The organism is Okeania sp. KiyG1 (assembly GCF_014132355.1).
In the GTDB taxonomy this organism is placed as follows: domain Bacteria; phylum Cyanobacteriota; class Cyanobacteriia; order Cyanobacteriales; family Microcoleaceae; genus Okeania.
Map to the genome: position 1 here is coordinate 1 of NZ_BLZO01000197.1, position 15,136 is coordinate 15,136.

Sequence of the window (15,136 nt, forward strand, 5' to 3'; positions counted from 1 at the left end):
GACAATACGTGTCAGGTTACGACGATGGTGTCACAGAGTAGTTGTTCGACCTTATGTAATTTGACGGCTGCGGGTGAGACGCTGGAAGCGTGTAATAATAATGGAACGGGGACGAATCCTGCGGATGACTATATTACGTTTAGCCTCAATCCGATGGGTAGTGATTTGGGCTCGAGTTATTCGTTGAGTGTAGATAATGGCGGGGTAGTGACCTTAGCGGGTGGTGGTTCGGCGACGAATGTGAGCTATGGTAGTGCGACGGCGTTCCGTTTACAGGATGGGAGTGCGGATGGCAGTACGGTGTATACGATTACGGTGACGGATGATGATAACAGCACGTGTCAAATTACGACGACGGTAATTCAAAATAGTTGTTCACTGGATTGTTTGCTGACGGATGCGGGTGAGACGCTAGAGACGTGTAACGATAACGGGACGAATCCGGATACGAGTGATGATTATATCACCTTCAGTCTGAACCCAACGGGCGTCAATCTGGGGAGTAGTTATTCGGTGAGTGCGGATAATGGCGGAGTGGTGACCCTAGCGGGTGGTGGTTCGGCGACGGGAGTGAGCTATGGTAGTGCGACGGCGTTTCGTTTACAAAATGGGAGTGCGGATGGCAGTACGACGTATACGATTACGGTGACGGACGCTGCGGATAACAGTTGTCAGGTCACGACGACGGTGATGCAAAGTTCGTGTTTGACCTTATGTGCGATCACGGATGCGGGCAACATTTATCAATATTGTAATGATGCAAATTCACGCTTCGATACGAGTGATGATTTTATATCGTTTACGCTGAATCCGACGGGTACGGGCTTGGAGGGCACGTATTCGGTGACGGTTAATAATGGCGGTACGGTAATCCTAATGAATGCGGATGGGTCTGCTGGTGGAGCTGCCACGGGCATCAGCTACGGTATGCCGACGAACTTCCGTTTACAATTAGGTAGTGCGGATGGGACGCTGTATACGGTAACGATTAGGGACGATAGCGATAATACGTGTCAAGCTACGACGACGGTGCAGCAGAATAGTTGCTCGGACCTTTGCCGTTTTGAGAACGGCGGGGATGTTTTGGGTGATCAGACGATTTGTTTGGGCGAGACGGCTGCGCGGCTGACGAGTTTGAATAACCCACCGGGTGCGGTAGCTTCGTCGACGCTGTATCAGTGGTACGCATTTACGGAGGGTTGTCCACCGGTAGGTTCTGGTACGGCCTCTCCGGTAGTAGGAGGAGTAGCGGTGACGGCAGCGGGTACGGGTACGCGCTTCAATGCGTACGATCCGGGTATGGTTAGCCAAACGACGAGTTATGTCCGGGTGAGCCGTCGGCCCACTTGTTCGATTTTAGCGTACAGTAACTGTGTGACGGTGACGGTAATTGAGCTGGGTGATGCGGGTGAGAGTATGGAAGCTTGTAATGATAATGGGACGGGTGCAGACCCCTCGGATGATTATGTGACCTTTAGTTTGAACCCGACGGGTCCAGGCCTGGGGAGTAGTTATTCGGTGACGGCGGATAATGGCGGGGTAGTGACCCTGGCGGGTGGTGGCGCAGCCACGGGTGTAAGTTATGGTAGCGCGGTAGGTTTCCGCCTACAAAATGGGAGTGCGGATGGTACGCTGTATACGATTACGATTACGGATGATGGTGGTGGTAGTAGTTGTACGATTACAACGACGGTACAACAGAATCAGTGTTCGTCGACCCCGTGTAATCTAACGGCTGCGGGTGAGACCTTGGAGATGTGTAATGATAATGGTACGGGTAGCGATCCAGCGGATGATTATATCACCTTTAGTCTGAATCCGACGGGTACGGGTTTAGGCAGTAGCTATTCGTTGAGTGTGAACAATGGTGGGGTGGTGACCCTAGCCGGTGGCGGCGCGGCGACGAGTGTGAGCTACGGTAGTGCGACGGCGTTCCGTTTACAGAACGGGAGTGCGGATGGCAGTACGGTTTACACGGTAACGGTAAGGGATGATGATGACAATACGTGCCAGGTACTGACCACGGTAAGTCAAAATTCGTGCTCTACGATGTGTAATTTAACGGCTGCGGGTGAGAGTATGGAAGCGTGTAATAATAATGGGACGGGGGTAGATCCCTCGGATGATTACATCACCTTCAGTCTGAATCCAACGGGTATCAACTTAAGCACTTATACGGTAAGTGCGGATAATGGGGGGGTAGTGAGCTTAGCCGGTGGTGGAGCAGCTACGACGGTGAGCTATGGTAGTGCGACGGCGTTCCGCTTGCAGAATGGCAGTGCCGATGGGACAACGACTTACACCATTACGATTACGGATGATGCGGATAATAGCTGTACGATCACCACGACGGTCATACAGTCAGCGTGTTCGAATGACTGTGTGCTAACGTCAGCGGGCGCGACTTTGGAGACTTGTAATGATAACGGGACCTCGTCTGATCCGGCGGATGATTATGTGAGCTTTAGCCTGAATCCGATGGGTACGAATGTGGGAGCGAGTTATACGGTGAGTGCAGATAATGGCGGGGTAGTGACGCTGGCGAACGGTGATCCGGCTACGGGCATTAGCTACGGTAGTGCGACGGCTGTGCGCTTACAGGATGGGAGTGCGGACGGCTCAACGACTTATACGATCACAATCACGGATGATGATGATAATAGCTGCACGGTCACGACCACGGTGATGCAGAGTAGCTGTTCTCCTTTGTGTAGCCTATTGGATGAAGGTGTAAGCCTGCAGGCTTGTAATGATAACGGGACGTCATCGGATGCGAGTGATGATTATATCACGTTTAGTCTAAATCCGACGGGTACGAATTTGGGAGCGAGTTATACGGTAAGTGCGGATAATGGGGGGGTAGTGAGCTTAGCGAATGGTGATCCGGCTACGGGCATCAGCTACGGTAGTGCAGTAGGGTTCCGTTTACAGGACGGGAGTGCGGATGGTTCGACGACTTACACGATCACGCTGACGGATGCGGCTGATAGTGCCTGTGAAATAACGTTGATGCTTACGCAGCCCTCGTGTTCACCTGATTGTGAGCTAACGGATGCGGGAGGCAGTATGGAGGCGTGTAATGATAATGGGACGATGTCGGATGCGAGTGATGATTATGTAACCTTCAGTTTGAATCCGCAAGGCGCTAACCTGGGCGGGAGTTATACGGTGAGTGCGGATAATGGCGCGACGGTAACCCTGGCGGGTGGCGGAGCGGCTACGGGCGTGAGTTACGGTTCCGCGACGGCGTTCCGTTTACAGAATGGGAGTGCGGATGGAGCGACGACTTACACGATCACGGTGACGGATAATGCGGATAACAGTTGTCAGATCACCACGACGGTGATGGCGGCTACGTGCTCTGATGTATGTGAGCTGAGTGATGCGGGCGAGACGCTGGAGGCGTGCAATGATAATGGGACGCCTTCGGATGCGAGTGATGATTACATCACGTTTAATCTTGATCCGGTGGGGATGAACGTATTTAGCTACGCGGTGACGGCGGATAATGGTGGAATAGTGACCTTGTTGGACGGTACCCCTGCGGTAGGCATGGTGTACAACACCTCAACGACTTTCCGTTTGCAGAATGGGAGTGCGGATGGTACATTGTACACGATCACGATCACGGAGGAAACGAATATGGCTTGTCAGGTGACCACGACGGTCCAGCAGAATTCATGCTCAAGTATGTGTGATATTAGTGATGCGGGCGAGACGCTGGAGACGTGTAACGACAACGGTACGACGGCTGATGCGAGCGATGATTATATCACCTTTAGCCTGAATCCGGTGGGGATGAATCTGGGTTCAAGCTATGGGTTGAGTGTGGATAATGGTGGGGTAGTCACCCTGGCGGGTGGCGGAGCGGCCACGAATGTAAGTTATGGGAGTGCGACGGCTTTCCGCTTGCAGACCGGTAGTGCAGATGGTAGTACGACCTACACGATCACGCTGACGGATAATGGCGATAGTGGATGTCAGGCGATTACGACGCTGATGCAGGGCTCCTGTTCTACGGTTTGTGATTTGACGGCTGCGGGCCAGACCCTGGAAATGTGTGAAGATAATGGGACGGTATCGGATGTGAGTGATGATTACATCAGCTTTAGCCTGAATCCGGTGGGTACGAATCTGGGTACGACCTATTCGGTGAGTGCGAATAATGGCGCGACGGTGACCCTGGCGGGTGGTGGCCTGGCGGCGAATGTGAGCTACGGTATGGCGACGGCTTTGCGCTTGCAGGATGGGAGTGCGAATGGGGTAACGTATACACTCACGATTACGGATGATGCGGACCCTTCATGTCGGATTACGACGCTGGTGAGCCAGAATGCGTGCTCTCCGGTATGTGTGCTAACGGCAGCGGGCGAGAGTCTGGAAGCGTGCCGCGATAACGGTACAATAGAGGATCCGAGTGATGACTATATCAGTTTCAGCTTGAACCCGACGGGTATGAACCTGGGAGCGAGCTATACGGTGAGTGCGGATAATGGCGGCACGGTGATGCTGGCTGCGGGCGGAGCTGCGACGGGCATCAGCTACGGTATGGTAACGGCTTTCCGCCTACAGGATGGGAGTGCGGATGGCACGACGACTTACACGATCACGATTACGGATGCGAATGATAATGCTTGTCAGATTACGACAACGGTGCTGCAGAGTTCGTGTTCAACGGCCTGTAATATGACGGATGCGGGTGAAACGGCCGAAGCGTGTAATACGAATGGTACTCCGGCGGATCCAAGTGATGATTACGTCACGTTTAGTCTGAATCCAACGGGTTCGAATATCGGTGCGACCTATTCGGTGAGCGTGGATAATGGAGCTACGGTAACGCTAGGGGGTGGTGGAGCTGCGACTAACGTAAATTACGGTAGTGCGACGGCTTTCCGCCTGGAGAATGGGAGTGCGGACGGCACCGTATATACGATTACGGTGACGGATGATGCGGATAATGCTTGTCGTGTGCTCACGCAAGTATCGCAATTCGCTTGTTCTACGGTTTGTGCGCTGTCTGATGCGGGTGAAACCCTAGAGACGTGTAATGATAATGGGACGACGACGGATGCGAGTGATGACTACATTACCTTTAGTCTGAATCCGGTAGGAGCGAATATCGGAGATTCCTACTCCGTGAGTGTGAATGGTGGTGGAACGGTTACTTTAGCGAGTGGTGGTGCGGCGAGTGGCATTAGCTATGGGAGTGCGACGGCCTTCCGTTTGCAGGATGGCAGTGCGGATGGGGTAACAACCTACACGATTACGGTGACGGATGATGAGGACAATACCTGTGAGGTAACGACGCTAGTGATGCAGAGTGGGTGTTCGAGTAATTGTGATTTGACGGATGCGGGTAAGACCTTAGAGACGTGTAATGACAATACGACGACGAGTGATGAGACGGATGACTATATCACCTTTAGCCTGGATCCAATGGGCTCAAATCTGGGAGGTACTTATTCGTTGAGTGTAGATAATGGCGGGGTAGTGACTTTAGCGGGCGGCGGAGCGGCTACGAGCGTAGCTTACGGTAGTGCGACGGCTTTCCGCCTGCAAGATGGCAGTGCGGATGGGGTAACGACCTATACGATTACGGTAGTAGATGACGTAGATAATGCGTGTCGGGCAACGACCATGGTGCTACAGCGTCCTTGTCCAACGGTATGTGATTTGACCGAGATCGGTAAGACGCTAGAGACGTGTAATGACAATGGGACGATGTCGGATGCGAGTGATGATTATATTACGTTCAGCCTTAACCCGCTGGGCTCGAATACGTCCGGTACTTACTCGGTGAGTGTAGATAATGGCGGGGTAGTGACTTTAGCGGGCGGCGGATCGGCTACGAGTGTAGCTTACGGTAGTGCGACGGCCTTCCGTTTACAGAATGGCAGTGCGGATGGGTTAACGAGTTATACGATCACGGCGACGGATGATGTGGATAATGGTTGTCTAGTTACGACTTTTGTGTCACAATCTGCGTGTTCACCGGTGTGTGAAATGACGGCTGCGGGTGAAACGGATGAAGCTTGTAATGACAACGGCACGGCCTTTGATCCGACGGATGATTACATTACCTTCAGCCTACAACCGACGGGTTTAAACCTAAGCCCAACCTATTCGGTGAGTGTAGATAATGGCGCTACAGTGACCCTGTTGGGAGGTGGCGCAGCGACGAATATAGATTACAGTGTACCCACGTCCTTCCGTCTGCAGGACGGTAGTGCGGATGGGGTAACGACCTACACGCTTACGATTGTTGATGATGCAGATAATGCTTGCTCCGTTACCACTGCGGTAGCGCAAAGTCCATGTTCTGTGGAGCGGGTAGCGGTGGGTAACGTCATTTACCTGGATAACAATAACAACAATACGTTTGAATCCTTAACGGATATGCCTTTGGAAAATATAACGGTAGAGCTGTATAACGGAGGTGATGTGGTAGGAACGGATAATCCCGTTGCGAGTATGCGTACGAACCCCCGTGGTTACTACTACTTTGATGAGTTACCCGAGGGCGATTACTTCGTTCACATTCCGGTTTCAAACTTTAATGCGGATCAACCCTTGTTGAATCGGGAGTCGGTCCCTGGTGCGGATGGTGGTGATGTGACGGATAATAATGATAATGGTGGGGATACACCAGTTGCTGGCGGTACGTCGTCGAATACGTTCACCTTGACGGCCAATAGTGAGCCGACGGGAGAAGATCAGACGGATTATCCGGGTCCCTTGGATGATGATAATGTGAATGGGACGATTGACTTAGGGTTCCGTACCGAGCGGGTAGCAGTAGGTAGTACAGTATATATGGACAACAATAACAACGGTACGTTTGAAGCTGGCGATATGCTCCTACCGAATGTAGCCATAGAGCTCTACAATGCGGGTGCGGTAGCGGGTACGGATACGCCGGTGGCGACGACAACGACCGATGCGGGTGGGTACTACTACTTCGATGATTTGGTGGCGGGTGATTACTTTATCCACGTGCCAGCGTCGAATTTTGGGGCGGGTCAGCCCTTGGAAGACAAGGAATCTACACCGGGTTTTGATGGCACGACGACGACGGATGATAATGATAATGGGTTGGATACGCCCACGAACGGAGGTATCTCTACTCCGGTATTCACGTTGACGCCGAATGATGAACCGACGGGCGAAGATCAGACGAATTATCCAGGTCCCTTGGATGATGATAATGTGAATTCTACGGTTGACTTTGGCTTCCGTACGGAGCGAGTAGCGGTAGGAAACTACATCTACATGGACAATAATGATAATGGTACATTTGAGGCTGGCGATATGCCGTTGGCAAATGTAACGGTAGCGTTATACAGCAGTGGCGATGTAGCGGGGGTCTCTACACCGGTAGGAACGGAGACGACGAGTGCGACGGGTTACTACTATTTTGATGACTTAGCGGCCGGAGACTACTTTATTCATATTCCAGCGTCGAACTTTGGCGTAGGTCAGCCACTGGAGAACAAAGAATCTTATCCCGGAGCGGATAATACGGATACCAGTGATGGTGATGATAATGGTATCGACACCCCAGATAATGGTGGTACGTCGTCAAATGTCTTTACGCTGATGCCAAATAGTGAGCCGACGGGCGAAGATCAGACGGATTATCCGGGCACTTTAGATGATGATAATGTAAATGGGACGATTGACTTTACCTTCCGTACGGAGAAAGTAGCGGTGGGTAACTTCGTGTTCATGGATGTAAATGATGATGGGGTATTCAACGGTACAGATATGGCCTTGGAGAACGTGTTGGTAGAGTTGTACGCTAGTGGTGCTAGTCCGGGAGTGGATGCGCCGCTAGGTATGCAGACAACGGATGCGGCAGGTTACTACTACTTTGATGAGCTGGATGAAGGCGACTATTTTGTGCACGTAGCAGCGTCGAATTTTGGAGCGGGTCAGCCACTGGAGAATAAGGAATCTTACCCCGGAGCGGATGCGACGGATAATACGGATGGTGACGATAATGGGATAGACAATGGAAATCCTGAGTTGAATGGTATTTCTTCTAATGTGTTCACCTTGACGCCAAATGCTGCGCCGAGTGGGGAAGATCAGACGAATTATCCAGGTAGCCTGGATGATGATAATGTAAATGGAACGATTGACTTTACCTTCCGTACGGAGTTAGTAGCCGTGGGTAACTACATCTATATGGATGTGAATGGTAACGGTACTTTTGAAGGAGGAACGGATATGCCATTAGAGAATGTGACGGTTAGTTTGTACGCCGGAGGCGCTACGGTCGGGGTAGATGCACCCTTAGCGACGATGAGTACGAGTGCAACGGGTTACTACTACTTTGATGATTTAGTAGCGGGAGATTACTTCATCCACGTACCAGCTTCCAACTTTGGGGTGGGTCAGCCGCTAGAGAACAAAGAATCGTTCCCGGGTGAAGACCCAACAGACAATACGGATAATAACGATAATGGTCAAGATACGCCAGTAGCTGGTGGTACGTCGACGAACACGTTTACGCTGACGCCGAATAGTGAGCCAACGGGTGAAGATCAAACGGATTATCCGGGTAGTTTGCCTGATGATAATGTGAATGCGACCATTGACTTGACTTTCCGCACGGAGCTAGTAGCGGTAGGTAACTACATCTATATGGATGTGAACGGTAATGGGACCTTTGAAGGAGGTACGGATATGCCACTAGAAAATGTGACGGTTGCCTTGTACGCCGGCGGAGCTACGGTTGGGGTAGATGCGCCGCTCGCCACAATGAGTACGAGTGCAACGGGCTATTACTACTTTGATGGCCTAGTAGCGGGCGATTACTTCATCCATGTACCAGCCTCGAACTTTGGGGTGGGTCAGCCGCTAGAGAACAAAGAATCATTCCCGGGTGAAGACCCAACAGACAATACGGATAATAATGATAATGGTCAAGATACGCCGGTAGCGGGTGGTACGTCGACGAACACGTTCACGCTGACGCCAAATAGTGAGCCAACGGGAGAAGATCAGACGGACTACCCAGGTACCCTGGATGATGATAATGTGAATGCAACGATTGACTTGACTTTCCGTACGGAATTAGTAGCGGTAGGTAATTACATCTATATGGATGTGAATGGTAATGGTACTTTTGAAGGGGGGACGGATATGCCACTAGAAAATGTGACGGTTGCCTTGTACGCCGGCGGAGCGACGGTCGGGGTAGATGCACCACTCGCCACAATGAATACGAGTGCGACGGGCTATTACTACTTTGATGGTCTAGTAGCGGGCGATTACTTCATCCATGTACCGGCCTCAAACTTTGGGGTAGGTCAACCGCTAGAGAACAAAGAATCGTTCCCGGGTGAGGATAATACCGATACGACGGATAATAATGATAATGGTCAAGATACGCCGGTAGCTGGTGGTACGTCAACCAATACCTTTACGCTGACACCAAATAGTGAGCCCACGGGAGAAGATCAGACGGACTATCCAGGTAGCCTGGATGATGATAATGTAAATGCGACGATCGACTTGACTTTCCGCACGGAGCTGGTAGCAGTAGGTAACTACATCTACATGGATGTAAATGGCAATGGTACTTTTGAAGGGGGTACGGATATGCCGCTTGAGAATGTGACGGTTACGCTGTACGCCGGAGGAGCTACGGTCGGTGTAGATGCACCGTTAGCGACGACGAGTACGAGTGCGACGGGTTATTACTACTTTGATAACCTAATAGCGGGTGATTACTTCATCCACGTACCAGCCTCGAACTTTGGTGCTGGTCAGCCACTAGAGAATAAAGAATCATTCCCGGGTGAAGACCCAACAGATAATACGGATAATAACGATAATGGTCAAGATACGCCAGTAGCGGGTGGTACCTCAACCAATACCTTTACACTGACGCCAAATAGTGAGCCCACGGGCGAAGATCAGACGGACTATCCAGGTACCCTAGATGATGATAATGTAAATGGTACGATTGACTTGACCTTCCGTACAGTTCCTTGTAATTTGACGGATGCTGGAGAAACGGCTGAGAATTGTAACGATAATGGGACGAATGCGAACCCTTCAGATGATTATATTACGTTTAATTTAAATCCAACGGGCATAAGCTTAGGGACTACTTATTCTTTGAGTGTGGATAATGGAGGAACGGTGAGTTTAGCAGGAGGAGGAGCAGCTACGGGAATAGCTTATGGTAGCTCAGTAGCGTTCCGTTTACAGGACGGTAGTGCGGATGGGGTAACGACCTATACGATCACGATTACGGATGATGCAGACAACACTTGTCAGATTACGACTATGGTCATGCAAAGTAGTTGTTCGACGGTGTGTGATATAACGGATGCGGGTGAGACGATGGAGACTTGTAATAATAATGGAACGATGTTTGATCCAAGTGATGATTACATTACGTTTAATCTAAATCCAGTGGGTACGAATATCGGAACGACTTACTCGGTAAGTGCTGATAATGGAGGTGTAGTAACCTTAGGAGGAGGAGGAGCAGCTACGGGAGTAGCTTATGGTAGCTCAGTAGCGTTCCGTCTGCAGGATGGTAGTGCCGATGGGGTAACGACTTATACGATCACGATAACCGATGATAATGATAATGCCTGCCGAATTACAACTACTGTGATGCAGAGCGCTTGTTCTGCTGAGCTAGTAGCGGTAGGAAACTACATCTACATGGATGTGAATGGTAACGGTACCTTTGAAGGAGGTACGGATATGCCGCTTGAGAATGTGACGGTTAGCTTGTACGCCGGAGGCGCTACGGTTGGGGTAGATGCGCCACTTGCGACGATGAGTACGAGTGCGACGGGTTACTACTACTTTGATAACCTGGCCGCGGGTGATTACTTTATCCACGTACCAGCCTCGAACTTTGGGGTGGGTCAGCCGCTAGAGAATAAAGAATCATTCCCGGGTGAGGATAATACCGATACGACGGATAATAATGATAACGGTCTAGATACGCCAGTAGCAGGTGGTACGTCAACCAATACCTTTACGCTGACACCAAATAGTGAGCCAACGGGCGAAGATCAGACAGATTATCCAGGTACCCTGGATGATGATAATGTAAATGCGACCATTGACTTGACCTTCCGTACGGAGCTAGTAGCGGTTGGTAATTACATCTACATGGATGTAAATGGTAATGGCACCTTTGAAGGAGGAACGGATATGCCACTAGAGAATGTGACGGTTACTTTGTATGCCGGAGGAGCTACGGTCGGGGTAGATGCACCGTTAGCGACGGTGAGTACGAGTGCGACGGGCTATTACTACTTTGATAACCTAATAGCGGGCGATTACTTCATCCACGTACCAGCCTCGAACTTTGGAGCGGGTCAACCGCTGGAGAACAAAGAATCGTTCCCGGGTGAGGATAATACCGATACGACGGATAATAATGATAATGGTCAAGATACGCCAGTAGCTGGTGGTACGTCGACCAATACCTTTACACTGACACCGAATAGTGAGCCCACGGGTGAAGATCAGACGGATTATCCGGGTACCCTGGATGATGATAATGTAAATGCGACCATTGACTTGACCTTCCGTACGGAGCTAGTAGCGGTGGGTAACTACATCTACATGGATGTGAATGGTAATGGTACTTTTGAAGGGGGGACGGATATGCCGCTTGAGAATGTGACAGTTACTTTGTATGCCGGCGGAGCTACAGTTGGGGTAGATGCGCCGCTCGCCACAATGAGTACGAGTGCGACGGGCTATTACTACTTTGATGGTCTAGTGGCGGGCGATTACTTCATCCACGTACCAGCCTCGAACTTTGGGGCGGGTCAGCCGCTAGAGAACAAAGAATCATTCCCGGGTGAAGACCCAACAGACAATACGGATAATAATGATAATGGTCTAGATACGCCAGTAGCAGGTGGTACGTCAACCAATACCTTTACGCTGACACCGAATAGTGAGCCCACGGGAGAAGATCAGACAGATTATCCGGGTACCCTGGATGATGATAATGTAAATGCGACGATTGACTTGACCTTCCGCACGGAGCTAGTAGCGGTAGGAAACTACATCTATATGGATGTGAATGGTAATGGGACTTTTGAAGGGGGAACGGATATGCCGCTTGAAAATGTGACGGTTGCCTTGTACGCCGGAGGAGCTACGGTTGGGGTAGATGCGCCACTTGCCACAATGAGTACGAGTGCGACGGGTTATTACTACTTTGATAACCTAATAGCGGGTGATTACTTCATCCACGTACCAGCCTCGAACTTTGGGGTAGGTCAGCCGCTGGAGAATAAAGAATCATTCCCGGGTGAAGACCCAACAGACAATACGGATAATAACGATAACGGTCTAGATACACCGGTAGCTGGTGGTACGTCAACCAATACCTTTACGCTGACACCGAATAGTGAGCCAACAGGCGAAGATCAGACAGATTATCCGGGTACCCTGGATGATGATAATGTAAATGCGACCATTGACTTGACCTTCCGCACGGAGCTAGTAGCGGTAGGTAATTACATCTATATGGATGTGAATGGTAATGGGACTTTTGAAGGAGGTACGGATATGCCGCTTGAAAATGTGACGGTTGCCTTGTACGCCGGCGGAGCGACGGTTGGGGTAGATGCGCCGCTCGCCACAATGAGTACGAGTGCGACGGGCTATTACTACTTTGATGGCTTGAATGCGGGTGATTACTTCATCCATGTACCAGCTTCCAACTTTGGCGCGGGTCAGCCGCTAGAGAACAAAGAATCATTCCCGGGTGAAGACCTAACAGACAATACGGATAATAACGATAATGGTCAAGATACGCCAGTAGCAGGTGGTACCTCAACCAATACCTTTACGCTGATGCCAAATAGTGAGCCAACGGGCGAAGATCAGACAGATTACCCAGGTACCCTGGATGATGATAATGTAAATGCAACGATTGACTTGACCTTCCGCACGGAGCTAGTAGCGGTAGGTAACTACATCTACATGGATGTGAATGGTAATGGTACTTTTGAAGGAGGAACGGATATGCCACTAGAGAATGTGACGGTTAGTTTGTACGCCGGAGGAGCTACGGTTGGGGTAGATGCGCCACTTGCGACGATGAGTACGAGTGCAACGGGCTATTACTACTTTGATGGTTTAGTAGCGGGTAATTACTTCATCCACGTACCAGCTTCCAACTTTGGAGCGGGTCAACCGCTAGAGAACAAAGAATCGTTCCCGGGTGAGGATAATACCGATACGACGGATAATAATGATAATGGTCAAGATACGCCGGTAGCGGGTGGTACCTCAACCAATACCTTTACACTCACGCCAAATAGTGAGCCCACGGGAGAAGATCAGACAGATTACCCAGGTACCCTAGATGATGATAATGTAAATGCGACCATTGACTTGACCTTCTTTACTCCTGTGGAGCGAGTAGCGGTAGGAAACTACATCTATATGGATGTGAACGGTAATGGGACCTTTGAAGGAGGAACGGATATGCCATTAGAGAATGTGACGGTTACCTTGTACGCCGGAGGAGCTACGGTCGGGGTAGATGCACCGCTTGCGACGACAAGTACGAGTGCGACGGGCTATTACTACTTTGATAACCTGGCCGCGGGCGATTACTTTATCCACGTACCAGCCTCGAACTTTGGAGCGGGTCAGCCGCTAGAGAACAAAGAATCGTTCCCGGGTGAAGATGCTGGCGATACGACGGATAATAATGATAATGGTCTAGATACGCCAGTAGCTGGTGGTACGTCAACCAATACCTTTACGCTGACACCGAATAGTGAGCCCACGGGAGAAGATCAGACGGATTATCCAGGTACCCTGGATGATGATAATGTAAATGCGACGATTGACTTGACCTTCCGTACGGAGCTAGTAGCGGTAGGAAACTACATCTATATGGATGTGAATGGTAATGGTACTTTTGAAGGAGGAACGGATATGCCATTAGAAAATGTGACGGTTACCTTGTACGCCGGAGGAGCTACGGTTGGGGTAGATGCACCGCTAGCGACGATGAGTACGAGTGCGACGGGTTACTACTACTTTGATGGTCTAGTGGCGGGCGATTACTTCATCCACGTACCAGCCTCGAACTTTGGGGTGGGTCAGCCGCTAGAGAACAAAGAATCATTCCCAGGTGAGGATGCTGGCGATACGACGGATAATAATGATAATGGTCTAGATACGCCAGTAGCTGGTGGTACGTCAACCAATACCTTTACGCTGACACCGAATAGTGAGCCCACGGGAGAAGATCAGACAGATTATCCAGGTACCCTGGATGATGATAATGTAAATGCGACGATTGACTTGACCTTCCGTACGGAGCGAGTAGCGGTAGGAAACTACATCTATATGGATGTGAATGGCAATGGGACCTTTGAAGGAGGAACGGATATGCCATTAGAAAATGTGACGGTTAGCTTATACGCCGGAGGAGCTACGGTTGGGGTAGATGCGCCGCTAGCGACGATGAGTACGAGTGCGACGGGTTATTACTACTTTGATGATCTAGTAGCGGGCGATTACTTCATCCACGTACCAGCCTCGAACTTTGGGGTGGGTCAGCCGCTAGAGAACAAAGAATCATTCCCGGGTGAAGACCCAACAGATACGACGGATAATAATGATAATGGTCTAGATACGCCAGTAGCTGGTGGTACGTCAACCAATACGTTTACGCTGATGCCAAATAGTGAGCCCACGGGAGAAGATCAGACGGATTATCCAGGTACCCTGGATGATGATAATGTAAATGGAACGATTGACTTGACTTTCCGCACGGAGCTAGTAGCAGTTGGTAACTACATCTATATGGATGTGAATGGTAATGGTACCTTTGAAGGGGGTACGGATATGCCAATTGAGAATGTAACGGTGCAGTTGTACAGTAGCGGTTCGGTAGTAGGCGTAGATGCGCCGCTAGCCACAATGAGTACGAATGCGAACGGTTACTACTACTTCGATGATTTAGTAGCGGGTGATTACTTTATCCATGTACCAGCGATGAACTTTGTTCCTGGTCAGCCACTGGAGAATAAAGAATCGTTCCCGGGTGAGGATGCTACCGATACGACGGATAATAATGATAACGGTCTAGATACGCCAGTAGCTGGTGGTACGTCGA

General features: G+C 50.4%; 1 protein-coding gene. It reads left to right on the forward strand.

Annotated features, from left to right (window positions below):
* Positions 1 to 60: 60 nt before the first annotated feature.
* Positions 61 to 15,136, forward strand: a 15,076-nt coding sequence (locus SAGCYANO_RS43080) for an SdrD B-like domain-containing protein (RefSeq protein ID WP_202225616.1), incomplete at its 3' end; no start/stop codon positions are given.